Raw genomic sequence first — 23,925 nt, 5'->3', positions numbered from 1 at the left:
CGACGGGGACCACATGCGCATACGAGGAACAGCGCGACTGACGGCGGCGGCTGCCGCCGCCGTGCTCCTGCTGAGTGCCTGCGGCAGCGACGACGGTGACGGCGACGCGCAGAACGACCAGCAGCAGGAGCAGCAGGAGACCGGGGCCGGCGAGGGCGACGGCGCGGACGGCGACGCGGACGAGACCGAACGGGCGCGGGAGCACGCCGAGGACGAGGCACGCTCCATCGAGGGCGACGGTCTCGACGGCGTCTGGGAGTCGATCGTCGACGACAACGACATCGAGACCCTGACCATCACCGGCGGGACGGTGGAGACCACCGGCCCGCTCAGCTGCCCCGGCACGGTGTCCGAGCCGGACAGCGCGGAACCGGTCATCGAGCTGGACTGCGAGGTCGAGAACACCAAGCGGGTCCGCGGCACCCTGGAGCTGAGCCCGGAGGGCAACCGCCTCTACATCGGCTGGGACGGTGAGGCCTGGGGCGGCTACATCGACAGCCTGATCCGTATCGGCTGAGCCGCCCGGCCGGGGGCGGGGCGGCGGCTACGCCGCGTCCCGTCCCCGGCCGCCCTCGCCCTCACCGGGGTGGTGCCGGGGCGGGGGCGCCTGGCCCGTGTCCCAGGGGCCTTCGACGACCTCGCCGTGCCCGGGCTCCGGCTCCTCGTACCGGCCACGGCGCGGACGCGCGTGCCGGCCGTGCCCGGCCCCCGCGCCACCGGCGCCGAACATGGCCGCGGCCGAGAGCAGCAGCAGAACACCGCCGATCATGGTGCTGGCCCAGCCCCAGCCGAGGCCGCCCTCGCCGAAGGTCAGGCTGTCGGCGATCTGGTACTGCCGCACCATCCACAGGATGGTGAACCCGAGCACCAGCACGGCGGCGAGCAGCGCCAGCCACCCCGACCGGAAGACCAGCGCCAGCGCCGCGATCACCGCGGCCACCAGCATCACCAGGAACAGGCCGTTGAAGAGCGCCGCCTTGTCCCCGGTGATGCCGACGTCCGTGAAGAGCTGAGTGATCCGGAACGACCGGCCGGTGCGAGACCCGTACCAGTCCTGGAAGACACCGAGAAGGACCGCTGCCGCCCCGAGGACGGCGAGCACGGCCCCGAACACGTTGCGTATCATCTCTCGACCGTAAGCCGGTTCGGGCCTTCTCGCACCCGGGGCGGAACCGCCCGCCCCGGCGGTTGGCCGACTCACCGCCCTCCGCGCCCCGTTGACGGGGCCGGGCCCCGCCGCCGGAAGCCGACCCCGGGGGCTGACCTCGGGGGATGGGCACCGCTCCGCACCGGCTAGGGTCAGCGGCCATGGTGCCCTTTACCACCGCGCGGGCCACGCCCACCGCGCTCACCCTGATCACCGCCGTGGTCTCGCTGGTCACCCTTCCTCTCGTGCGGCTGACGCTGACCGTGGTCGGCGCGTCCCCCGCCGAGCTGCCCGTCCTGCTGCCGGCCGTGGCCGCCGCCGCCGTGGCCGGGCCGCTGACGTGGTGGCTGGGCCCCCGGCGGTCCCTGCCCGCCGCTCTCGGCGCGCTGGCCGCGCTGTGGACCCTGCTGATCGCGGAGCCGCTGCGGGTCGCCCCCCTCGTCGGGGTGACGCTCGCCGTCGCCCTGGCCACGCTCGTCCTGCTGGTGCGCCGGCTGTCCGCCGCCGCCGAGGACGGCGCCGGGCGGGTGGCGCGCGCTCTCGCGCTGGCGGTGGCCGCCGATGTGACCCTGCGGCTGTTCGGCGACCTGTGGGACCCGCTGTGGCGGGGCGGCGCGCTCGCCACCGTCCTCGCGCTCGTCCTGACCGGCTCGCTGGCCGCGGGCGCCTGGGCCACCGCACAGGGCACCCCGCCGCCCGCCCGGGGCGGCGGGATCCAGGTGGCACTGCTGGGACCGGCCCTCGGCCTGTACACGGTGCTGGGCTCCCCGGCGTTCCTCGCCGTCTGGGCCGGGATACCGGTGACCCTGGCCGGGGTGTGGATCACGCTCGGCACCGCGATCGGCGTCGCCGCCCTGTCCGTCCCGCTGCCGCGCGGCGTGCCGATCGCGCTGCCGCTGGCCGTCACGTTCGCGCTGCTGCCCTCCCCGGTCGCCGCCCCGGCGGCGCTGCTGGCCCTGGCCGTGCTGCCGTACGTGGTGCGCCGCGCCCTGACCGCCTGGGAGCGCACGGCGACCACCGGACACGGCGCGCTCGCCGACCTGGCGCTGGCCGGCGCCGGCTGCGGGGTGGGCTGCGCGCTGGTGCTGGTGCCCGGCCCCTGGCTGGTGGTGGCCGGCGCGATCGGGCTCGGCTGGGCGGCGGGGGAGTCGGTACGCCCGGCCCGGCTGCTGCGGCCGTTCGGCCCGGTCGTGGCGGCCAGCGTGCTGCTGGCCGTGCCCCCGCTGGCCGGGGCCGCCCGCCCGGCGGCCGACCCGCTGCCGGTGGACACGGCGGGCGGCATGTACCGGCTGCTGAACTGGGAGGTGACGGGCACACCGCCCGACGAGGTGCTGGCCGGCATCGAGGAGTCCGGGGCACAGGTGGCCGTCCTGCACGGGGTGCCGCGCGGCACCCCGGAGGCGGGCGGGCTCGACCTGCCGGCCTGGCTGGAGAAGCGGCTGTCGGCCGAGACGGTGTGGGCGGCCGACGACGGCGACCGCAGGACGGGAACCCTGGTCCTCACCAGCCTGCCGGTGAGCGAACGCGCGGAAGGCCCCGGCTACGCGGCGCTGACCGTGACGCTGACCGACGGCGAGCCGTCCCGGATCGGTGCCGGGAGCGCCCTGGGGCCGCTGCTGCGAGAAGAGGCCGAGGTGCTGGCGCTGCCGCCGTCCGCCGCGCCGGCCGTCGCCGAGGAGTCCGGGTTCCACCCGGCGGGCCGGGGGCGGATCTTCGCCCGCGAACTGCTGGAGTTCGGCCCGGTGGACGCCGGCCCGCCGGCCGTCACGGTGTACGTGCCGTAAGGGGGCCGTCCCACGTCCCACGGAAGAGCCCCACAGAAGAACGGCCCGGATGGCGCCCCCTCCACGCCACCCGGGCCGATCGGCACCGGATCTGTTCAGCGGTTCCCCCGCGACCGCCGAACAGATCCCCCCTTGGAGACCGGCCGCGCACCCCTGTGCGGCCGGACATGTATGAGCATGACAGCCCCTCATAAACGACCGCTAAACGCGAGGGACGGGCCCCGAAGGGCCCGTCCCTCACCGGTCCGGCCGGCCGTCTCAGCCGGCCGGCGGACCGGTCGGATCCGCCGTCACCCGGCGCCGGTGATGTGGCCGTCCTCCAGGGGGCGGATGCCGGTGGCGTGGCCGTCCTCCAGGGGCCGGACGTCGGTGATGTGGTTGTCCTCCAGCGGGCGGACATCCGTGATGTGGCCGTCCTCCAAGGGCTGGACACCGGTGATGTGGCCGTCCTCGAGGACCTGGCCGCCGGTGATGTGCCCGTCCTCGAGGGGGGCCTCGGCTATGCGGTGCTGACCGGTCGGGGCGTTGACGTGCGCGTCACTCGCCAGCGCCTGGGCCGCGGTTCCTCCGACGACCGCGGTGGCGAGGGCGAGAGTCGAGAACACCTTCTTCGTGAAGGTCATACGTGCCTCCTGATATCGGTGAACGGATGATTCCCCCGTCAGTCCCCTGCCCGTGGTGTCACCCACCCCGGGTGGGGCCGTATGTGGAAGGTGCCCTCCTCGGCACAGCAAGAACCGGCCGCGCGCCGCGATGCGCTGGCACACAGCCGGTCCGTGGTTGCTGGAAGGGCGGTTACGTGAGGGGCTCGGAGGTGATGTGGCTGTCCTCGAGCGGCTTCACCTTGCCACCGGCCGGCTCAGAGGTGATGTGGCTGTCCTCGAGCGGCTTGACCTTGCCACCCTTGGGTTCGGAGGTGATGTGGCTGTCCTCCAGAACGGTGGGATCCCCCGTGACGCGGTTGTCGGCCAGCGGCTTGACATTGGTCATGTTCATCTCCCCATTTTGTGCTGGTGAGAGCAGGCCACCGCCATCCCCCCTGCGGTACGCGCGGCCTGCCCGGCATCCCCCGTTCCGGCTGCCGCCACAGAAGATGTCAGCCGGAGATAAATGTTTGCTGAACGCCCGACGTGATGCCGGTGGTACTGCCGGTTCGTCTGAGTCAGACGCTCGTGGACGTCAGAAGGTTGCGGACCTCTTTGGCTTCGGGGCTGGAGGACTCCTCGAAGAACCTCAAGGCGTGCTCCCAGCAGGCCCTCGCCCGGTCGGAGTGCCCGGTGAAGTCGAGCGCCCGGCCGAGAACGGTCAGTACCAGCCCACGGCGCCAGTCCCCGCCGATGTCCCGCAACTGGGTCAGGGCGTTCTCCGCCTTGACGGCCGCCTCGGCCGCGCCACCGGTCTCCAGCAGCGACTCCGCCTGACGCAGCAGGGTCATTCCCACCCACAGCGGCTGCCGGTTGCCTTCGAAGATGGTCAGGGCAGCGGTGAACTCACGCAGCGCATCGTGGTGCGCTCCGCGCCGGCTCAGGGCCATCCCCAGCGCGTAGTGGCCGTTGGCGAGCCGCAGCACCGATCCCAGACTCCGGTAGATCGTCAGGGCCTGCCTGGCCACCTCGACAGCCGCCTCCGCCCGCCCCTGGGCGCCCAGCGCCCGCGACAGGTTGCTGAGGGCGCTGGCTTCCCCTGCCTGGTTGCCCTCCTCGCGGAAGGCCGCCAGGGCCTCGGTGAAGTAGCTCTCGGCCGCCTTGTTGTCCCCCTGGTACGAGGCGATGATCCCCCGCTCGGTCGGCGCCTGTGTCCGCACCACCGGGTCCTCCGCCGCCACGCCCAGCAGCATGGCGTGCTGCGCGTGCTCGTCGGCCAGTTCGAACCGGCCCGCGAGGCTGTGCGCGAGCGTCAGGGCGAAGTGGGCCCGCCCCTGGGCGTGCGGGTCGTCCCGCCGCCGGGCGACCTCCAGTACCGCCTCGCAGGCCACGACGAACTGCCGCGAGTACGCGCCCGATTCCGCCAGGCCCCGGGCCACCAGCAGCAGGTCGGCGGCCGACCGCACCCGCTGGGACGTGGTCACCGACTGCGCGGCGCTGAGCAGCCCGCCCGCCTCGGCGAACAGCCAGTCCTGGGCCTGCTCGTCGCTGTCGAACTCCGCCGCCGGCTGGTACGTCGTCTCCAGGTTCTCCACCAGCCGGCCGCCGGGCCGCTTCAGGGCGAACACCTTCGCGCTCGTCGCCAGGTAGAAGTCCAGCAGCCGCGCCAGCGCGGCCTCCCGTTCCGCCGGGGGCTGTTCGTCGCGTTCCGCGCAGGCCCGGGCGAACAGCCGCACCAGGTCGTGGAAGCGGTAGCGGCCGGGGGCCGCCGACTCCAGGAGCGAGGTGTCCACCAGGGATTCCAGCAGGTCCTCGGTGGTGTGCAGGTCCCGGTCCAGCAGGGAGGCCGCGGCGGCCACCGAGATGTCCGGGCCCTCGGCCAGGCCCAGCAGCCGGAAGGCCCGCGCCTGTTCGGCCTCCAGCTGCCCGTACCCGAGCTCGAAGGTGGCGGCCACCGCCTGGTCGCCGGCCTGGAGTTCGTCCAGCCGCCGCCGTTCGTCGCTGAGCTTGCGGGCCAGCGCCGACACCGTCCAGGTCCGCCGGGCCGCCAGCCGGGCCGCCGCGATCCTGATGGCCAGCGGCAGGAATCCGCACGCCCCCACCACGTCCATCGCCGCGTCCCGCTCCGCGCCGACCCGCTCGTGTCCCACGATGCGGGTGAAGAGCGTGAGCGCCTCCTCCGGGCTCATCACGTCCAGGTCCACCAGGTGGGCGCCCGCCAGGTCCACCATCCGGATCCGGCTGGTCACCAGCGCGGCGCACCCCGGCGTGCCCGGCAGCAGCGGACGGACCTGGGCGGCGTCCCGCGCGTTGTCCAGCAGGGTCAGCACCCGCCGCCCGTCCAGCAGCGACCGGAAGAGCCCCGACCGTTCCGCGACACCGTCGGGGATCGCGGAGTCCGCCACCCCCAGCGCCCGCAGGAACGCCCCGAGCACCGCCTCCGGCTCGCTGGGGGAGGCCCCGGCGCCCTGGAGATCGACGTACAACTGCCCGTCCGGGAAGTGCTCGCGCGCCGCGTGCGCCACCTGCACCGCCAGCGTCGTCTTGCCGACGCCGCCGATCCCGGCGACCGCCGAGACCGCCATCACCCCGCCGCCGGAGGCCGCCAGCTCCCGGCCCAGATCGCGGACGAACGCCGCCCGCCCGGTGAAGTCCGGTACGGCGGCGGGCAGCTGCGCCGGACGTACCAGCGCGGGCGCGCCCTGCGGGACGTCCGCCGGCTGGTCGAGCGTGGCGTCGGCGCTCAGGATGCGCTGTTGCAGCTCCGACAGTTCGGCGCGCGGCTCCACGCCCAGTTCGTCGATGAGGACACGCCGCGCGTCCGCGTACACCGCCAGCGCCTCCGCCTGCCGGCCGCTGCGGTACAGCGCCAGCATCAGCAGCTCGCGCAGCTTCTCCCGCAGCGGGTACGTGGTGGTCAGCGCGGTCAGTTCGGAGACCGACTCGGTGTGCAGCCCGGCCTGGAGCGCGACGCCCAGCCGGGCCTCCAGCAGCACCACCCGCTGTTCGGAGAACCGGGCGCGGTGCAGGTCGGCGTCCGGGCCCGGCACACCGGCCAGCGTCTCGCCGTCCCACAGGTCCAGCGCCGCCCCGTACAGCTCCAGCGCCCGGGTCAGATCGCCGGCACCGGCCGCCGCCTCGGCCCGCGCGGCCAGTTCCGCCAGCCGGTCGCTGTCCAGCTCGTCGTCCTCGCGGCGGCGCAGCGCGTACCCGCCCAGTTCGCTGACCAGGACGTCGGCGCGGGTGCCCAGCGCCTTGCGCAGCCGTGAGGCGTAGGTGCGCAGTGCCGCCACCGCTTGCTGCGGCGGTGTCTCGCCCCATATCGCGTCCACGAGTTCCTGCGCGGTGGCGGTACTCCCGCCGCGCAGCAGCAGTGCGGCCAGCAGGGCCCGTTGCTGGGGGCTCCCCGTCGGCAGGTCGGTCTCACCGCTTCTGACCCGTAGCGGGCCGAGCACGGCGAACCGCAAGGCGGACGTGCGCACCGGGATCCCCTTGCCTTCGGCCATGGTGTCCTCTGCTTCTCAACCGCTCGTGAACCGCTGCTCGGGCGAACGTTGGAGTCTATCGGTCTGAACTCTCCCCGATAAGGAGTGGGTTAGACATCCCCTGCGGAGCACGGGAGTTTCCCGCCGATTCGGCCGGGTGCCGCTCGTATGCTCGAAGAATGACGAAAAGCGCGCAGGGACCAACAGCCAACGCGATGCGGCGCGCGCTGCGCCGGGCCGGGGACGGGGTGGCTCTGGACGCCGCCGAGGCCGAGGTGCTGCTCCAGGCTCGCGGCGCCGATCTGGAACGGCTCGCGACCGCCGCAGGACGGGTGCGGGACGCCGGTCTGGAGGCGGCCGGCCGCCCCGGGGTCATCACCTACTCCAAGAAGGTCTTCATCCCGCTCACCCGGCTGTGCCGGGACCGCTGCCACTACTGCACCTTCGTCACCGTGCCCGGCAAGCTGCGCCGTGACGGTCACGGCATGTTCCTGTCCCCGGACGAGGTGCTGGACATCGCGCGCAGGGGCGCCGCCCTGGGCTGCAAGGAGGCGCTGTTCACGCTGGGGGACCGGCCCGAGGACCGCTGGCCGGAGGCCCGGGAGTGGCTGGCGGCCGAGGGGTACGACGACACCCTCGCGTATGTGCGCGCCATGGCGATCCGGGTGCTGGAGGAGACCGGGCTGCTGCCGCACCTGAACCCGGGCGTGCTGACCTGGACCGACTTCCAGCGGCTGAAGCCGGTCGCGCCGTCCATGGGCATGATGCTGGAGACCACCGCGACCCGGCTGTGGTCCGAGCCCGGCGGCCCGCACCACGGCTCGCCCGACAAGGAGCCGGCCGTCCGGCTGCGCGTCCTGGAGGACGCGGGCCGCTCCAACGTCCCGTTCACCACCGGGCTGCTCATCGGCATCGGGGAGACGTACGCGGAGCGCGCCGACGCGCTGTTCGCGCTGCGCCGTATCTCCCGCGCCTACGGCGGTATCCAGGAAGTCATCGTGCAGAACTTCCGCGCCAAGCCGGACACGGCGATGCGCGGCACCCCGGACGCGGAGGTGGCGGAGCTGGCCGCCACCATCGCCACCGCCCGGCTGCTGCTGGGGCCCGCCGCCCGCATCCAGGCGCCGCCGAACCTGGTGGACGAGCAGTACGCGCTGCTGATCCGGGCCGGTATCGACGACTGGGGCGGCGTCTCGCCGCTCACCCCCGACCACGTCAACCCCGAACGCCCCTGGCCGGTGATCGACGCGCTGGCCGCCCGCACCGCGGCGGCCGGCTTCGCGCTGCGCGAACGGCTCACCGTCTACCCGGAGTTCATCCGGCGCGGCGAGCCGTGGCTGGACCCCCGGGTGCTGCCGCACGTGCGCGCGCTCGCCGATCCGGACACCGGCCTGGCCCGGCCGGACGCGCTGCCCGCCGGACTGCCCTGGCAGGAGCCGGACGAGCCGCTGACCGCCTCCGGCCGCACCGCGCTGCACCGGGAGATCGACACGGCGGGCCGGACCGGGGACCGCCGTACCGACTTCGACGAGGTGTACGGGGACTGGTCCGCGCTGCGCGAGGCCGCGGCGCCCGGCATGGTGCCGGAGAGGATCGACGCGGACGTACGGGACGCTCTGTCGGTGGCCGCCGCCGATCCCACCCGGCTGACCGACGCGCAGGCGCTGGCGCTGCTGCACGCCGAGGGCCCGGCGCTGGACGCGCTGTGCCGCACCGCCGACGAGCTGCGGCGCGAGGTGGTCGGGGACGAGGTGACGTACATCGTCACCCGGAACATCAACTTCACCAACGTCTGCTACACCGGCTGCCGGTTCTGCGCCTTCGCGCAGCGCCGCACCGACGCCGACGCGTACACCCTCTCCCTGGATCAGGTCGCCGAACGCGCCGCCCAGGCGTGGGAGGTGGGCGCGGTGGAGGTGTGCATGCAGGGCGGCATCCATCCCGATCTGCCCGGTGACGCCTACTTCGACATCGTGCGCGCGGTGAAGCGGCGGGTGCCGGGGATCCATGTGCACGCGTTCTCGCCGATGGAGGTCATCAACGGGGCGTCCCGCACCGGCCTGTCGATCCGGGAGTGGCTGATCGCGGCCAAGGAGGCGGGCCTGGACTCGATCCCGGGCACGGCGGCGGAGATCCTGGACGACGAGGTGCGCTGGATCCTCACCAAGGGCAAGCTGCCGGCCGCCACCTGGGTGGAGGTGATCAGCACCGCGCACGAGGTGGGGCTGCGCTCGTCGTCCACCATGATGTACGGCCATGTGGACAGCCCACGGCACTGGCTGGGCCACTTCAGGACGCTCGCCGGTATCCAGCGCGCCAACCGGGAGAAGGGGGTGGCGGGCTTCACCGAGTTCGTGACGCTGCCGTTCATCCACACCAACGCCCCGGTCTATCTGGCGGGCATCGCCCGGCCGGGGCCGACCGCCCGCGACAACCGCGCGGTCACGGCGATGGCCCGGCTGCTCCTTCACCCTTACGTCACCAATATCCAGACCTCCTGGGTGAAACTGGGGGCCGAGGGCGCCGCCGAGATGCTGCGATCCGGCGCCAATGACCTGGGAGGCACACTGATGGAGGAGACCATCTCCCGTATGGCCGGGTCGTCGTACGGCTCGTACCGCTCGGTGACGGATCTGCGGGCGATCGCGGAGGCGGCCGGGCGGCCGTCGCGCCCGCGGACCACGCTGTACGGTCCGGTGGGCGCGGAGCGCGCGGCGGCGGCCGAGGCGGGCGACGGGAAGCTGCCCGCGCTGCTGCCGGTGGTGGGCACGGGCACCGGTGGTGGCCGGTGACGGCGCCGGTCGCCGGCGCCATATGGGGGCGCGCGGAGCAGCAGGAGTTCCGCTCCCGCGTGCGCGGCTGTCTGCTCGGCGGGGCGATCGGTGACGCGCTGGGCGCGGGCGTGGAGTTCGACGCGCTGGAGGCGATCCGCGCGACGCACGGCCCGCACGGGGTACGGGACTACGTCCCGGCGTACGGGCGGCGCGGGGCGGTCACCGACGACACGCAGATGACGCTGTTCACGGTGGACGGGCTGATCCGCGCCCATGTGCGGCGGGACACCGGCGCCTGGCATCCGCCCACCGACGTACACGCCGCGTACCGCCGCTGGTACCGCACGCAGCACGAGTGGGGCCCGGACGAGCGGCGGGCCGGGGACGGCTGGCTGGCGCGCCAGGAGTGGCTGTACGCGCGCCGGGCGCCGGGCAACGCTTGTCTGAGCGGTCTGGCGGACGAGGTGATGGGCACCGTGGAGAAGCCCAAGAACCCGGATTCGAAGGGCTGCGGCACGGTGATGCGCTCGGCGCCGTTCGGGCTGCTGGTGGGCTGGGAGCCGCAGTTGGTGTTCCAGCTGGGGGTGGAGTGCGCGGCGCAGACGCACGGCCATCCGACGGGCCGGCTGGCGGCGGGCGCGTTCGCGGCGATCGTCCACGCGCTGGTGCGCGGGGACGGCCTGGACGCGGCGGTGCAGAAGGCGCTGGCGCAGCTGAGCAGCTGGCCGGACCACGAGGAGACCACCGACGCGCTGCAGCGGGCGCTGGGCGCGGTGCGGCAGGGGATGCCGTCCCCGGAGCGGGTGGCGGCGCTCGGGGAGGGCTGGGTGGCCGAGGAGGCGCTGGCGATCGGCGTCTACTGCGCGCTGGTGGCCGAGGACATGGAGCACGGGCTGCTGCTGGCGGTCAACCACGGCGGCGACTCGGACTCGACGGGGTCGGTGTGCGGCAATCTGCTGGGCGCGCTGCACGGTGAGACGGCGCTACCGCCGGGCTGGCTGGTGGAGCTGGAGGGGCGGGCGTCGATCGCCGAACTGGCGGACGACTTCGCGCTGGAGATGACGCAGGGGCCGGCGCTGCACGGCCCCGGTGAGTCGTCGGCGGCCTGGCTGGAGCGCTATCCGCGCGGCTGAGCCGGGAGTACGGACGCCCTCCCGGCGTGGTGGGGGTGGGAGCGGGAGGGCGCCCGTACGCGAGGGGTGCGGGCGCGGCGCTGTGCGGGTGCGGGAGGCGGGAGGCGGGGGCGGGGTGGTCAGCGGGAGGGCGGCGGGAAGTGGGCCCGGCCGATCGCGCCGACGAACGCGGTCCACGTCCCGGCGCCGAACCCGAGCCGCGGCCCGGTGGGCACCTTGGAGTCCCGGACGCTGAACAGAGCGGGTGCGTCCGACCTCACCTCGATACAGGCGCCGTTGCCGCCGGAATAGGAGGACTTCGTCCAGGTGCGGGTCGTGCCCTGCTTCATTGCCATGGCTGCTCCGGCTCTCTTTCCCGGTGGGGGTGGGGAGCGCCGCTGGTGATCATCCGGCGGCGCGTCGGAGCGACCGTACTCGTCCGGCCGGACACCCGATGGAGAGCTTCACCCGACCGAATGATGAGCGCGTAATTCTCTTTACCGCATGGGCAGTTGACCCTACAATCCGCGCTTTCCCGGCTGCGTCCCCCGGGGCCGCCCCGGCCCGGTCTCACCGGACGTACTTCGCGGGCCCGGTGGCGGCGTTGAGCAGTGACTCCAGCGGTCCGCGGCGGAAGAACCGGGACCAGACCGCGGCGAACACGGTCGCCCCCAGAATGAACATCAGCACAGGCACCCACGACTCCTGGCTGCTTTCGCCCGCCGCCACGCCCATCACGGACTGCGCGACGAAGTGGCCGACGTAGGCCGTCAGAGACATGGTGCCCACGGCGATGACCGGCTTCGCCAGGCGGCGCAGGAGCGGCAGACGGTCCATCAGCACCGTCGCGCACACGATCACGAGGATCGCGACGCCCACGCTGCCGATGATGTCGAACGTGGTGCCGCTGTGCGGCCCGGCGGAGAGCAGATCCGAGGCCGCCCCGTGGCCCTCGAAGGATCCGCTGCCGAAAGACTCCGGCGCGGAGCCGACGGACGACTTCCCGTCCTCCGCCATGCTCCGCAGAGCGTCCTTGCCCGCCAGCAGCAGGGACATGCCGTACGCGGCCACGGTGAGAGCGGCGCCGAGCACGGCCAGGCGCCACTGGACGGCGGTGGCGGTCAGGTCCAGGCGGGCCAGCGCCATACCGGCGACCACGATCGGCATCCAGGTGATCGCCGGGTAGAAGCCGGTGAGCAGCAGATCCAGCACCCCCACATCGCTGAGCGCCTTGAGCGGGTCGTAGGCGTTGACGGTCTGCTGGACGGACTCGCTCAGCACCGACTGCAGGACGAACGCCAGCTGCGGTGCGACAAGGGCCAGCCCGCCCGCGATCACCGCGAGCGTCCCGGCGCTCAGCCGCACCAGGGGCAGGGCGAGGAGGAAGTAGACGCCGTAGAAGGCGAGGATGATCACGCCCCCGTACTCCATCGCCAGGACGGTGCCCAGCACCAGCAGGACCACGGCGCGGATCGCGATCCGCGCCTTCGCCTGCCGGCCGGCCAGGCCGGTCCTCGGCTCCCTGCGGCCCGCGATCAGCATCAGCGAGAACCCGGCGAGGGTGGCGAACAGGACCGAGGAGTGGCCGTCGGCCAGGTACCGCACCCAGCTGCCGACACCGTCCGTGGCCGACAGAGCGGGCCCGATGTGGACGATGTACATGCCGAAGACCGCCAGTGCGCGGGCCACGTCCAATCCCACCAGACGCCCCGGCGACACACCGGTCGGAGCGGTCTCGGGCGCGGTCGGGGGCCGCGGAGGGGAGTGCTCCACAGGCACTGCTGTCCGGTACGGCGGCTGCGTAGAGGTCATGGGGACCAACCTCCTGGCGGGCCGGGGAGGCGGACCATCCGGCAGCCTTCGGTGACCACCCCGTCGACGGGCCGGAGCGCTCCCCCCGAGCGGCTGGAACGGGCCTGCCGGGTGGCGGGCGTCCCTCCGCGATCGCGCCGTCGCGCGCCGTCGCGGACGTACGCTCGGCAGCAAACGATCTCCGTACGGGAGCCGGAGTGCCTTCCGCCGCGTACGGGTCGTGGCCACCGCGGAAGGGGCGCAGGCGGCTGACGTGATCCGCCGCGAGACGCCGGACGTCGTGCTCCTGGACATCCGCATGCCGGACGTGGACGGCCTCACCCTCCTGTGGCAGATTCAGGCCTTGCCCGAGCCACCGCACGTGGCCATGCTCACCACGTTCGACACCGATGAGTACGTCCTGACCGCGCTGCGCTCGGGGGCCGCCGGCTTCCTGCTGAAGGACACCGAGCCCGAACAGCTCGTCCAGCTGGTACACACCCTGGCCGCGGGCGGGGTGGTGATGTCCCCGAAAGCCTCACGTGCCCTGCTGCGCGGCCATCCGGGGGCAGGAGCACCGCAGGACGCGGACGTGGCGCGCGTGGCCCTGCTCAGCGACCGGGAACGCGAGGTCCTCGTCCTGATCGCGAAGGGACTGTCCAACGCCGACATCGGCACCCGCATCCATCTGAGCGCGGGCACCGTCAAGGACCACGTCAGCTCGATCCTGACCAAGCTGCGGGTGTCCAGCCGTGTCCAGGCGGCCCTGCTCGCCGAGCGGGCCGGACTGCTCAGCGGGAACGGCGGCGACGCGCCACGGGACAACGGGCGATGAGCACGGGCCGGACCCTGTGGAGGCGGGTGCCGCCCCGGGCCGTCGACTCGGGCCTCGTCGTGCTCGCCGTGCTCGACGCCTGGATCAACCTCTTCGGCGAGGGGGTACCCCTCGTGTGGGCCTGCGTCGCCATCGGCAGCGCGGGGCTGTTCCTGCGCAGGCGCTTTCCGCTGACCGTCTTCCTGCTGACGCTGCCCATGACCGTCTTCATGGACGTGGCGGTCGCGCCGATCGCCGCCCTGTACACCCTGGCCGCGTCCACCCGCGACCGCCGTCTGCTGGCCGGCTGCGCCCTGCTGCAAGCGGCGGCGGGCACCCTCTTCTGGCCGCCGGCCGACACGTTCACCGATGACCGGACCTGGACGCTCATCCAGTTCGTGTACACACTCGCCACAGCGATCGCCCCGGTCCTGTTCGGCCAACTCGTGCAGGCCAGGCACGATGTGGCGCGCCGGCTCCGCGAGGCCGAAGAGGCCCGGGAACACGAACGCGCCCTGCATGCCCAGACCGTGCTCGCCCGGGAGCGGGCCCAGCTGGCCCGCGAGATGCACGACGTCGTCTCCCACCAGGTCAGCCTCATCGCCGTACAGGCCGGAGCGCTGCAGGTCGCCTCCAGAGATCCCGACGCCCGCGAGGCCGCCCGCACCATCCGCTCCCTGAGCGTGAACACCCTCGACGAACTGCGCCACATGGTCACCCTGCTCCGCGCCTCGGGCGGCAAGGAAACCGAACTCGCCCCCCAGCCCACCCTCGCCGATCTCCGGCAACTGATCGCCAACAGCGGCATCGAGACGACCCTGACCGGCGAACTCCCGGCCGACATCAGCACAACCGCCCAACGCACCGTCTACCGCACGATCCAGGAAGCCCTCACCAACGTGCGCAAGCACGCCCCCGGAGCCCGCGCCGAGGTGCGCCTGTGGCACGACGCCCGCCACTACGGCGTCACCATCGCCAACACAGCACCCGCCCGCCCGGCCGTCGCCCTGCCCAGCTCCCGCCAGGGCCTGATCGGCCTGCGCGAACGTGCCGAACTGCTGCACGGCACCTTCACCGCCGGACCCACACCGGAAGGCGGCTACGCGGTCGAACTGCGCGCCCCCGCCCGACCCGACTGAAACCGGCCCACGCACACCTTCGGCAGTCCTGTGCGCGAGACCGAGGCGGTACAGCCGCAGCCGGCCCGGGCCCACCCGCTGGAGACCGTTCCCGGGACCGTCCTCAGGACGGCTGCTTGGTGAACTCCACCAGCAGCCCCTCCAAGAACTCCCGCGTCTGCTCCGGGCTCAGCGCCTGCGCCCGCAGATGCTCGTACATCACGCTGTAGTGCTGCACGTCGTGCGGCTTCTCCAGATAGAGATCATTGGTGACGCCCTCCAGATACACCACCGTGGAATCCGAGTTCTCCGGGAACTCCATGATCGTGTACTGGCCGTTCACCCCCGGATGCGCGCCCGCAGAGAACGGCATCACCTGAAGCGTCACATGCGGCAGCCCGGCACAGTCCAGCAGATGCTCTATCTGCCCGCGCATCGTCTCCAGGCCGCCCACCATGCGCCGGAGCGCGCCCTCGTCCACCACCGCCCACATCCGCAGCGGCACCCGGTCCTCGTGGATGCGGTGCTGCCGCCGCAGCCGCACCTGGACCCGGCTGTCCACCTCCTCGCGCGCCACCTCCGGCAGCGCGCCGGCGATCACGGCCGCCGCGTAGTCGTGCGTCTGGAGCAGCCCCGGCACGATCTGCGGCTCGTACACCCGCAGCGAGGACGCGTCCATCTCCAGGCCGATGTAGACGCTGTACGTCGGCGACAGCTCCGCGAACGCGTGCCACCAGCCCTGGAGCCGCGACTCCCGCGCCATCTGCATCAGGGACTCGATCAGCTTCTTGTCGTCGACCTCGTAGACACCGCACAGATCGCGCACATCGCGCTGGCTTATGCTCCGGCGGCCGTTCTCCAGCCGGCTGATCTTGGACTGCGACACCAGCAGCCGGTCGGCGACCTCCTCCGCGGTCATGCCCTTGTCTTCGCGGAGCCGCCGCAGCTCCTGACCGAGCCTGCGGCGCCGGACAGTGGGATTGACATTGCCCGCCACTGACGGTGCACCTCCGTTGCGTGGATCAGTATGACTGGTGCTCAGCAGCCTGCCATCTACGGAGGTATGCCCGCTGGAAAACACCGGCATGGGGTACGGCCGGGGTGCGGTCGGCACCCCGGCCGCACCCCATGCCCGATGCGGCTCCCGGCAGGTCTAGTGGGAGAGCGAACGCGACCGCACGCGCACACCGCCGGACCGCGCCGGTGCCGGCGCCGTTCCGACGGCGGCCGGGGTCCGCTCCGGTGCCTGCGGCTGCGCTTGCTGCTGCTGGCGCCGGGCGGCGGCCTGGCCCGCCACTCCGTTCTGCACATCCATCACCGCGTGGGCCACCAGCCCGCCCATCGGGTCGTGCCGGATCAGATCCCGCAGCCGGGCGCGGGATGACCGCCCCTCGTTCCCGGGATACAGATGCTTGCCGAGCCCCACGGCGTGCGCCAGCGCCGCCAGCGCGGCGGTCCGGGCATCCGGTGGGGTGCCGGTACGGATGGCGGTGTCCAGCCGGGCCCGGATCTGCCGGCTGACGGCGGTGTCCGTCGCCTGATACCGGGTGGTCGGCAGCACGCCGCACATCTGGTTCTCGACCGCGTGCACCATGCCGCAGCGTTCGAGATGCGTGAGGTACGTCTGGCGCAGCCCCAGCCGGGGCCCGCCGATCCAGTTGACCGCCCGCACGGGGCTGCCACGGCGGCGCAGCAGCTCCAGGGCGGAGTCCAAGGTGGGATCTCCAGTCGGCCGTGGCAGCACCACGGCTATGCGGTCCCCGTCTGGGGCTATCCGTCCTGCCAGAGCCAGCTCCACAAGCTGGGCCCCGGCCAGGCCGAGGTCGAGTGACTGCGGCTGTGCGGTGGTACCCGTGGCCGGGTCCAGAGCGAGCAGCAGCAGCTCCTCCGGAATGGTTCTACGACTCCTGCTCATCCATGCCTCCCCGCGTGGATGAAAGACAGGGTGACGCCTCTCACATGCTGCTGTCGAGAGTGCGTGGTTGATTTGTGATGGAACCCGTAGATATGTCGGGCCCGTCAAAGGGGGAGGAGGGCGGATTTCCGCCAGGCCGCGCGTGGTCAGCCACGGTGCACAGCACGCGGCAGACTGTTAGGGCCAGCGGCGAACGTATGAAGAACAGGTTGCTAGGAGGCACGGTGGCGGGCGAGTCCCCGGACATCGCGGAGCGGGAGCGGGATCAGCAGGAGTCAGGTGGAAGGACGTCCGGCCCCCCGGAAACAGTTCCCGCCGAGACCCCCGCCCCCACGAAGCGGAACATATCCGGGCCCACACCGGCCGGCGAGGAGCCGGCGGAACCGGCCGAACCGGCCGACGACCCGGAGGAACCGGCCGAACGGGCCGGAGACCCGGACGGAGACGGCGGCAAGACCGCCGGTTCGGACGCGACGATGGTGTTCTCCCCGGCGGCGGCGCTGCGGCGATCGGCGGCGGAAGCGACGGCCTCCGGCGAGGGCCGGCGGGACGGGGCGGCCGGAGCGGACCCGGCCGGGCCGGAAGGCGGTGCCTCGGGAACGACGGCGGACGCCGATGACGCCCCGGAGGCAGCACCGAAGAAGCGGCGAGCCACCACGACGGCCGGCGAAACGACGGACGCGGGCCCGGATGCCACGGCGAGCGGGGCCGAAACGGCGGATGCCGCGCCGGGAGGACCGCGCAGCGGCGCGAAGGCCGCTGCGGCTGCATCGGCCGTCACCGCTGCCGCTGCCGCTTCCGGCGCGGACGCACCGGCCGACGCAGCCGCCCGTGCGGGTGCTGCCGTGGACAGCGGTGCGGCTGCCTCGGCCGACGCGTCGGGCACGGACGGCGCTTCCCCGGACAGTGGCGCGGATGCCGCTGACGTCGGTGTGTCCGGGGCAGCGACGGCACGCGGCGGCAAGGCCGCCGGTTCAGACGCGACGATGGTGTTCTCCCCGGCGGCGGCTCTCGCGGACGATGCCGCTTCGGCCTCGTCCGGCGGTGCCGAGCGGGGTGAGGGCACGCCCTCCGGTGGGCCGGACCCGGTACCGGCCACGCCGCGCCGCGACGCGGCGGCCGGTGCGGACGCCACGTTGGACTTCTCCCCGTCGCCCGCCCCGTCCGGGGCGGTCCCTGCCGACCCGCGCCGTGACGCGGACGCGCGGGGCGCCGGGGCCGCCGCGGAGAAGCCGGGGGCGGCGGCCCCGGTGCCACCGAAGCCGGGCCGGGCCCCGGACGCCGCTGCCTCCTCCGAGGCGGGCGAGGAAGCGGCACCGCCGAAGCCCACCGCCGTACCGCCCAAGCCGGGCAAGGCGCCGTCCGGCCCCACTTCTGCCGGGGACGCGAAGGACGCCGACGCCCCGTCCACCGGTACGTCCGCCGAGGGCGCCAGGCCCACCGCGAAGGGCGCGGACCTGTCGAAGCCGACCGACGCCGCGACCCCGTCCTCCGGCGCCTCGTCCGAGGACGGCGAGCGCGCGGGTGGCGCCGCCGTGCCGCCGAAGCCGGCCGGCACCCCGGCGGCGAGCGGCAAGTCCACCGCCAAGGGCGCGGATCTGTCCAAGCCGTCCGACGCCGCCCCGGCGGGGGCCGCAGACTCGGCCTCCGCGCCGCCGAAGCCGGCCGAGGCCCCGGCGGCGAGCGGTAAGGCCGCCGCCAAGGGCGCGGATCTGTCCAAGCCGTCCGACACCGCCCCCGCCGAGGGCGGCAAGCCCGCGCGCAGCGCGTCCGAGCCCCCCGCCGCGCCCGCCATGCCGCCGCCCGTCGCCGGGCCGGAGAAGGCCGCCGCGCCCGCCGCCCCCGTGCCGCCGCCGCCCGCCGGGCCGCCGCCGGTGCCGGATTCCGAGCGGGAACCGCTCGAACTGCTCGCCGCGCTCACCAACACGCCCCCGCCGCCGCCCACCCCGCTGCGGACCGTGCTGCGCCGGATCAAGATCTGGTCGCCGCTGGTCGTCCTGCTGCTGATCATCTTCACGGTCGCCCAGTCCCTGCGCCCGCTGCCCGAGCCCACCCTCGGCCTCACCGCCGCCGACACCCACACCTTCGACGGCGAGGCGCCCACCGCGCCGTGGCCCGGGTCGGGCCAGGCCGCGCTGGACGTGGACGGGATCGGCACGTTCGGTACCTCCGGCGACCAGGAGCCGGTGCCGATCGCCTCCGTCGCCAAGGTCATGACCGCGTACCTCATCCTGCGCGACCACCCCATGGACGCCGATCCCGAATCCACCGGCGCCACCATCCCCGTGGACCGGCAGGCCGAGGACGACGTGGCGCTCGGTGACACGGACGACGAGTCCGTCGTCTCGGTCACCGCGGGCGACGAGCTCACCCAGCGCGAGGCCATCGAGGCGATCATGATCGCCTCCGCCAACAACGTGGCCCGGCTGCTCGCCCGCTGGGACGCCGGTTCCGAGGCCGACTTCGTCGCCAAGATGAACGAGACCGCCGCCGAACTCGGCATGAAGAACACCACCTACACCGACCCCTCCGGCCTCAGCCCGGACACGGTCAGCACCGCCGAGGACCAGGTGATCCTCGGCAAAGCGGCCATGGAGGACCCGGTGTTCCGGCAGATCGTGCGGATGCCCGAGTACTACGACAGCAACGGCGAGCGGCACGGCAACTGGAACCACCTCGTACCCATGAACGGCACCGTCGGCATCAAGACCGGTACCACCACCACCGCCCTCGGCAATCTGCTCTTCGCCGCCGAGCAGACCGTGGGCGAGGAGACCCGCCTCATCGTCGGCGCCGTGCTGCGCCAGCCGCCGGACCCGGTGGACCTGTCGATCCTCACCGGCGCGCTGAACGCGGGCAGGACGCTGATCGAGTTCGCCCAGCAGGAGCTGATCGAGGAGACGGTGCTCGCGGCGGGCGACGTCGTCGGGTACGTGGACGACGGTCTCGGCGGGCGCACCCCCGTGACCGTCACCGAGGACGTGCGGGCCGCCGGCTGGCCGGGCCTGGAACTGCGCGTGGAGCTGAAGGCCGCCGAGGACCTGCCGCACTCCGCCGCCGCCGGTACCGAGGTCGGCACGCTGACGGTCGGTGACGGCACCGGCGGCCGGGAGACGACCGTTCCGGTGGCGCTCGCCGAGGAGCTGACGGAGCCCGGGTTCGGCGCGAAGCTGCGCCGATTGGGCTGATCGGGGCCGGACGGGCCCGTACCGCGTGCTACCGCGCGGTACGGGCCCGTCCGCCGCCGGCCAGGCGATAGCATCGCCCGGTGGCGCGATCACCCCAGGACGAGGCGGCGTGGCGGGACCTGGACCCGGCCACCCGGGCGAGGCTGGATTTCCTCGACCCGGAGGACTTCACCGTGGGCCGCACGGCCGAGGCGGCCGAGCAGTGGCAGCGGTTCACCACCATTCTCGACAAGGCCGAGAACTACCGGTCCGCGCGCTGAGTCCGGAGCACGGAGCACGGAGCCCGGGGCGGCCGGGCGGCGCCGCCGTCAGGCCGGGCAGGTGTCGAGCATCGCGGCCAGCTCGTCGTGCTCGTCCTGGGTGACCGTCAGGTCGTAGCCGTGCTTCACCTCGGTCCACGCCAGCGCGTACTCGCACCAGAACTCCTCCAGCGGCGGCTGCCAGTCCTCGGGGCCCTGGTCACCCTTGGAGCGGTTGGAGGCGGCGCTGACGCCGAGCAGCTGCGGGCCGGTCAGGTCGTTGGCGAAGGCGGCGCGCAGCTCGTCGTCCCAGGTGTCGGCGCCGGAGCGCCAGGCGTTGGCCAGCGGCACCATGTGGTCGATGTCGACGTCCTTGGCCTCGTCCAGGGTGACGCCGTCGTAGGCGCTGTACCAGCTGCCCGAGGTGGGCTGGCAGTTGTCGTCGGTGACGACGTCCTCGCCGTCGCGCTGGAGGACCTGCTGGCGGGCCGTGCAGCCGTCGGTGGAGGCCCAGTGGGGGAACTTGTCCCGGTTGTAGCCGCTCATGGACCGCTGTTCGGCGATCGTCAGCTCACCGAGCCGGGTGCGGGCGTCCTCGGGGGTGGGCAGTCCGGGGAGCGCCGTGACGATGAAGTCGGTGGCCGGTGGGGCGCCGTCGGCCGGCGGCGAGCTGTCCGTGGCGCGGTCCGCGGGCTCGGCGGCGTCCTCCACCGTGCAGCCGCCGAGCGCCAGTGCGCTGCTGACGGCTATGGCGACTGCGACTGAGATCTGACGGCCGCGCATGTGCCCACCCCATATTTCCGTTGAGTTCCGTGCTTGACCGATGACGATCTTATGGCCCGGTACGGAACGTCAACACGGTGGTGAGGGAGTCAGCCACCGGCGCGCGGACGCCGGATCACCTCAGGCGGAGGCGGCGGCGAACTGCGCCAGGAACGCCTCGTCGAAGGCCGGGAGGTCCCCGGGTTTGCGGCTGGTGACCAGGGTGTTGGGGCCGTTGTTGTCGATGACGACGGGCTCGTCCACCCAGGTGCCGCCGGCGTTGCGGATGTCGGTCTTGAGGCTGGGCCAGGAGGTGAGGGTCCGGCCGCGTACGGCGTCGGCCTCCACCAGGGTCCACGGCGCGTGGCAGATGGCCGCGATGGGGCGTCCGGTGGCGAAGAAGCCGTTGATGAACGCCAGGGCGCGGCTGCTGAGCCGCAGCGCGTCGGGGTTGGCCACGCCGCCCGGCAGGACCAGGCCGTCGTAGGACTCGACCGAGGCTTCGGCGACGGTCTCGTCGACGGGGAAGGTGTCGGCCTTGTCGAGGTGGTTGAACGCCTGGATCCGGCCACCGTGGGTGGAGATCAGGCGGGGTTCTCCGCCGGACGCGAGCAGAGCGTCCCAGGGGTCGGTGAGTTCGATCTGCTCCACGCCTTCGGGTGCTACGAGGAAGGCCACGCGCACGACGGTCACGTCCTTTCGCTGTCCGGTCCTGTGGGTGTCGTGCCGGTGCGGGTGCCCCGGCGGCGGGCCGGTCATGCGTGGGGCGGGGCGGGAAATCCGGGGCGGGGACGGGGGCGGTGGGGGACGGTTTCCGGCCGGGTCGCCCGGCCGGGCCCGGCGCGTGACCGGAAGCCGCGGGTGCCGGGGCCCGGGCGGCGTCAGCTTCCGGGGGCGTCCCCGCTCCCGTCCCCGTCCCCGTCGCCGTTCCCGCTCCCGTCCCTGTCGCCGTCCGCGCCGGCCAGGGGCCGGGCCAGCAGCATCACCGGGGCGCCGGCGCGCCGGGTGACGATGACGGTGGCCCGGTGCGGGCCGCTGGGCTTGAGGCGTTTGCGCAGTTCGTCGGGGTCGATGGCGGAGCCGCGCTTCTTGATGGTGACGGTGCCGGCGCCGCGCTCGCGCAGCAGGGCGCGCAGCCGTTTCACGTTGAACGGCAGCACGTCGGTCAGTTCGTACCCGGTGGCGTACGGGGTACTGGCGGGGGTGTCCGTGGTGATGTACGCGATGGTCGGGTCGAGCAGCCGGCCGTCGAGCCGGGCGGCGATCTCGGCCACCAGATGGGCGCGGATGACCGCGCCGTCCGGCTCGTACAGGTACCGTCCCGGCTCGCCGGCCGGGGCCTGCCCGGTGGCGCCGGTGAGGGTGGCGCCGGCCGGCAGCAGGGTGGCGCGGCGGGTGCCGGGGGCGCTGGTGCCGAACCACAGCACCGCTTCCTTGACCTCGCCCCGGTCCGAGACCCACTCGGCCTCGGCGCCGTCGGGGACGGCCTCGTGCGGGATGCCGGGGGCGGTCTTGAGCGCGGCGTACGGGGTGCGGGCGGCGGCGCCGACGGCCCAGGACAGCGGGGGCGAGTACGCCTCGGGGTCGAAGATCCGGCCGCGTCCGCCGCGCCGGGCGGGGTCGACGAACACCGCGTCGCAGCCCGCGGTGTGCTCCTCGGTGACCTCGGCGCACCGCACCTCGATCAGGTCGTCCAGGCCGAGGGCGGCGGCGTTCGCCTCGGCGACGGCGCAGGTGAGCGGGTCGCGGTCGACGGCGAGGACGGCGATGCCGGCCCGGGCCAGGGCGATGGCGTCGCCGCCGATGCCGCTGCACAGGTCGGCGACGCGCCGCACCCCCAGGTCCGCCATCCGCCGGGCGCGCCAGGTGGCGACGGAGGCCCGGGTGGCCTGTTCGACGCCGTGCGGCGTGAAGTACATGCGGGCGGCGTCCGCGCCGAACTTGGCCGCGGCGCGCTGCCGCAGCCGGGCCTGGCCGAGGGCGGCGGAGACGAGGCCGGCGGGGTGATCGCGGCGCAGTCGGGTGGCGAGGGCGAGTTCGTCCGCCGGGTCGAAGTCCCGCAGGCGGTCCAGGAGCTGTTGTCCTTCGGGGCTCAGCAGGGCGTCGAAGGTCGGTCGGGCGGAGGAATCGGGTGCGGCCACGTGGGTCATTCTCCCCGGCGGGCCGGGACGTCGTGCGGGGTGTTCCCGGTGGGCGGTGTCAGCATCCGCTCCATGAGGATCATAAGACAAGTACGACAAACATCCTTTTTCTGGACCGGGATCACCGCCTCCGGGCTGGCGGTCCTCGGCCTCACGCTCCTCTCCTGCGGCACCGCCACCACCGCGGCACCCGCCCCCGACGCCGCCGCGGCGGGCCCGGGCGCACCGCAGCGCACCCAGGCGCGTACGGCGGCCGACGCGCTCACCGCGTACGCCGACCAGCTCATCGCGGCGGAGAAGCAGCGGCTGGCCGCCGCCAAGAGCTGGGGGCTGGCCGGGGCCCCGCTGCGCCCGCCCGCCCCGCCGGCCGGGAAGCCGGAGCTGACCGCGGAACCCGGCCACATCGGCGGCGAGGGCCTGCCGCCCGTCATCACCCGCGTCCCCACGGACGACAAGGTCGTCTTCCTCACCATCGACGACGGCGCCCACAAGGACCCGAAGCTGCTGGAGATGCTCCGCGAACTCGACATCCCGGTCAGCGCCTTCCTCTCCGACTACGTGGCCCGCGACGACTACGACTACTTCCGCGCCGCCCGCGACGACGGCTGGGGCATCCACAACCACACCGTCAACCACCGGGAACTGCCCGCGCTCTCCGCCGCCGGGCAGAAGAAGGAGATCTGCACCCAGCAGGACACCCTGGAGGAGGAGATGGGCGAGCGCCCCACCCTCTTCCGCCCGCCCTACGGCGCCTACGACCGCGACACCCTGCGCGCCGCCGCGTCCTGCGGCGTGGAGGTGGTGCCGCTGTGGGCCGAGGAGGCGTTCCCCGACCGCATCGAGTGGGGGCGCGAGGACGAGAAGCTGCACCCGGGCGACATCATCCTCACCCACTTCCGGGGCGAAAAGGAGTGGAAGGGCACGATGCCCGACATGATCCGGCGGGTCGTCGACACGGCCACCGCGCAGGGTTTCGCCATCGCGAGACTGGAGGACTACCTGTGAGGTCAGCGGGGTACGGCGGTCTCCGTGGGCGCCGTCGCGGGGGCGCGCGCTGGCACTCTGGTTGAC

19 protein-coding genes and 1 pseudogene are annotated in these 23,925 nt (G+C 73.5%); 9 read left to right on the top strand and 11 right to left on the bottom strand.

The window, feature by feature from the left end; translation table 11 throughout:
* The first annotated feature begins 13 nt into the window (after window positions 1-13).
* Entirely contained in the window at window positions 14-517 is a 504-nt protein-coding gene (locus tag BM385_RS00380; protein WP_139275124.1) for a hypothetical protein, read from the top strand.
* 27 nt (window positions 518-544) lie between these two features.
* Here BM385_RS00380 and BM385_RS00375 read toward each other — a convergent pair whose 3' ends face one another.
* A complete protein-coding gene (locus BM385_RS00375; protein ID WP_093841836.1) occupies window positions 545-1,126 on the bottom strand; it encodes a hypothetical protein in 582 nt (193 codons plus the stop codon).
* Between the two features lie 182 nt (window positions 1,127-1,308).
* Here BM385_RS00375 and BM385_RS26930 point away from each other — a divergent pair, with 182 nt between their 5' ends.
* Complete coding sequence (locus BM385_RS26930; protein ID WP_093841835.1) at window positions 1,309-2,931, top strand: hypothetical protein; 1,623 nt, start codon at window positions 1,309-1,311, stop codon at window positions 2,929-2,931.
* Between the two features lie 290 nt (window positions 2,932-3,221).
* On the opposite strand, the gene BM385_RS00365 is transcribed toward BM385_RS26930, so the two are convergent.
* The 3 genes from BM385_RS00365 to afsR all read right to left on the bottom strand — a co-directional run bounded on the left by BM385_RS00365 (window position 3,222) and on the right by afsR (window position 7,021).
* Window positions 3,222-3,554, bottom strand: a complete 333-nt coding sequence (locus tag BM385_RS00365; RefSeq protein WP_093841834.1) for a hypothetical protein — start codon at window positions 3,552-3,554, stop codon at window positions 3,222-3,224.
* Window positions 3,555-3,726: 172 nt separating this feature from the next.
* Window positions 3,727-3,921, bottom strand: a complete 195-nt coding sequence (locus BM385_RS00360; protein ID WP_093841833.1) for a hypothetical protein — start codon at window positions 3,919-3,921, stop codon at window positions 3,727-3,729.
* Window positions 3,922-4,093: 172 nt separating this feature from the next.
* Window positions 4,094-7,021: an SARP-family global regulator AfsR gene (afsR, locus tag BM385_RS00355; RefSeq protein WP_175542882.1), complete on the bottom strand. Its 2,928-nt coding sequence runs from the start codon at window positions 7,019-7,021 to the stop codon at window positions 4,094-4,096.
* Between the two features lie 158 nt (window positions 7,022-7,179).
* Between afsR and BM385_RS00350 the strand changes: the two genes are divergently transcribed.
* Together BM385_RS00350 and BM385_RS00345 are read left to right on the top strand one after the other, a co-directional pair.
* Entirely contained in the window at window positions 7,180-9,792 is a 2,613-nt protein-coding gene (locus BM385_RS00350) for a bifunctional FO biosynthesis protein CofGH (RefSeq protein ID WP_093841832.1), read from the top strand.
* On the top strand, window positions 9,789-10,907 hold the full coding sequence (locus BM385_RS00345; protein WP_093841831.1) for an ADP-ribosylglycohydrolase family protein: 1,119 nt from the start codon (window positions 9,789-9,791) through the stop codon (window positions 10,905-10,907). The genes BM385_RS00350 and BM385_RS00345 overlap by 4 nt, the downstream gene beginning before the upstream one ends.
* Before the next feature lie 119 nt (window positions 10,908-11,026).
* On the opposite strand, the gene BM385_RS00340 is transcribed toward BM385_RS00345, so the two are convergent.
* A complete protein-coding gene (locus BM385_RS00340) occupies window positions 11,027-11,242 on the bottom strand; it encodes a DUF397 domain-containing protein (RefSeq protein WP_026047056.1) in 216 nt (71 codons plus the stop codon).
* Window positions 11,243-11,456: 214 nt separating this feature from the next.
* Window positions 11,457-12,698 (bottom strand): DUF418 domain-containing protein, encoded by a 1,242-nt coding sequence (locus BM385_RS00335; protein ID WP_093841830.1) that lies wholly within the window; start codon window positions 12,696-12,698, stop codon window positions 11,457-11,459.
* A 211-nt stretch (window positions 12,699-12,909) separates the two neighbouring features.
* Here BM385_RS00335 and BM385_RS00330 point away from each other — a divergent pair.
* Together BM385_RS00330 and BM385_RS00325 are read left to right on the top strand one after the other, a co-directional pair.
* Window positions 12,910-13,512: pseudogene (locus BM385_RS00330) on the top strand (response regulator); the annotation flags it as partial.
* Window positions 13,509-14,630 carry a sensor histidine kinase gene (locus tag BM385_RS00325; protein ID WP_026047054.1) on the top strand — a complete coding sequence of 374 codons (1,122 nt, stop codon included), beginning with the start codon at window positions 13,509-13,511 and terminating at the stop codon, window positions 14,628-14,630. The pseudogene BM385_RS00330 and the gene BM385_RS00325, both read left to right, overlap by 4 nt.
* Before the next feature lie 103 nt (window positions 14,631-14,733).
* On the opposite strand, the gene BM385_RS00320 is transcribed toward BM385_RS00325, so the two are convergent.
* Together BM385_RS00320 and BM385_RS00315 are read right to left on the bottom strand one after the other, a co-directional pair.
* Window positions 14,734-15,606, bottom strand: coding sequence for a helix-turn-helix domain-containing protein (locus BM385_RS00320; protein WP_026047053.1), 873 nt, complete (start codon window positions 15,604-15,606; stop codon window positions 14,734-14,736).
* Between the two features lie 156 nt (window positions 15,607-15,762).
* Window positions 15,763-16,524, bottom strand: a complete 762-nt coding sequence (locus BM385_RS00315) for a GOLPH3/VPS74 family protein (protein WP_093841829.1) — start codon at window positions 16,522-16,524, stop codon at window positions 15,763-15,765.
* A gap of 224 nt (window positions 16,525-16,748) precedes the next feature.
* On the opposite strand from BM385_RS00315, the gene BM385_RS27540 reads away from it, so the two are divergent.
* Window positions 16,749-19,712, top strand: a complete 2,964-nt coding sequence (locus BM385_RS27540; RefSeq protein ID WP_254791405.1) for a D-alanyl-D-alanine carboxypeptidase — start codon at window positions 16,749-16,751, stop codon at window positions 19,710-19,712.
* Window positions 19,713-19,792: 80 nt separating this feature from the next.
* Window positions 19,793-19,972, top strand: coding sequence for a hypothetical protein (locus BM385_RS00305; protein ID WP_019431605.1), 180 nt, complete (start codon window positions 19,793-19,795; stop codon window positions 19,970-19,972).
* A gap of 48 nt (window positions 19,973-20,020) precedes the next feature.
* Here the strand turns inward: BM385_RS00305 and BM385_RS00300 are convergent, their stop codons facing one another.
* The 3 genes from BM385_RS00300 to BM385_RS00290 all read right to left on the bottom strand — a co-directional run bounded on the left by BM385_RS00300 (window position 20,021) and on the right by BM385_RS00290 (window position 22,863).
* The gene (locus tag BM385_RS00300; protein WP_093841827.1) at window positions 20,021-20,734 is read right to left on the bottom strand and encodes an HNH endonuclease family protein; all 714 of its coding nucleotides are present in this window, start codon (window positions 20,732-20,734) and stop codon (window positions 20,021-20,023) included.
* Window positions 20,735-20,854: 120 nt separating this feature from the next.
* Window positions 20,855-21,397 carry a type 1 glutamine amidotransferase domain-containing protein gene (locus tag BM385_RS00295; protein ID WP_026047051.1) on the bottom strand — a complete coding sequence of 181 codons (543 nt, stop codon included), beginning with the start codon at window positions 21,395-21,397 and terminating at the stop codon, window positions 20,855-20,857.
* Between the two features lie 197 nt (window positions 21,398-21,594).
* Window positions 21,595-22,863: a THUMP-like domain-containing protein gene (locus BM385_RS00290; protein WP_093841826.1), complete on the bottom strand. Its 1,269-nt coding sequence runs from the start codon at window positions 22,861-22,863 to the stop codon at window positions 21,595-21,597.
* 63 nt (window positions 22,864-22,926) lie between these two features.
* Here BM385_RS00290 and BM385_RS00285 point away from each other — a divergent pair, with 63 nt between their 5' ends.
* Complete coding sequence (locus BM385_RS00285) at window positions 22,927-23,859, top strand: polysaccharide deacetylase family protein (protein ID WP_254791404.1); 933 nt, start codon at window positions 22,927-22,929, stop codon at window positions 23,857-23,859.
* The last annotated feature ends 66 nt before the right edge of the window (window positions 23,860-23,925 follow it).

The organism is Streptomyces harbinensis, from assembly GCF_900116145.1.
GTDB classification, from domain to species: domain Bacteria; phylum Actinomycetota; class Actinomycetes; order Streptomycetales; family Streptomycetaceae; genus Streptomyces; species Streptomyces carpaticus.
The sequence above is the reverse complement of the archived record's forward strand: the minus strand, read 5'-3'. Positions and strand labels throughout refer to the sequence as shown.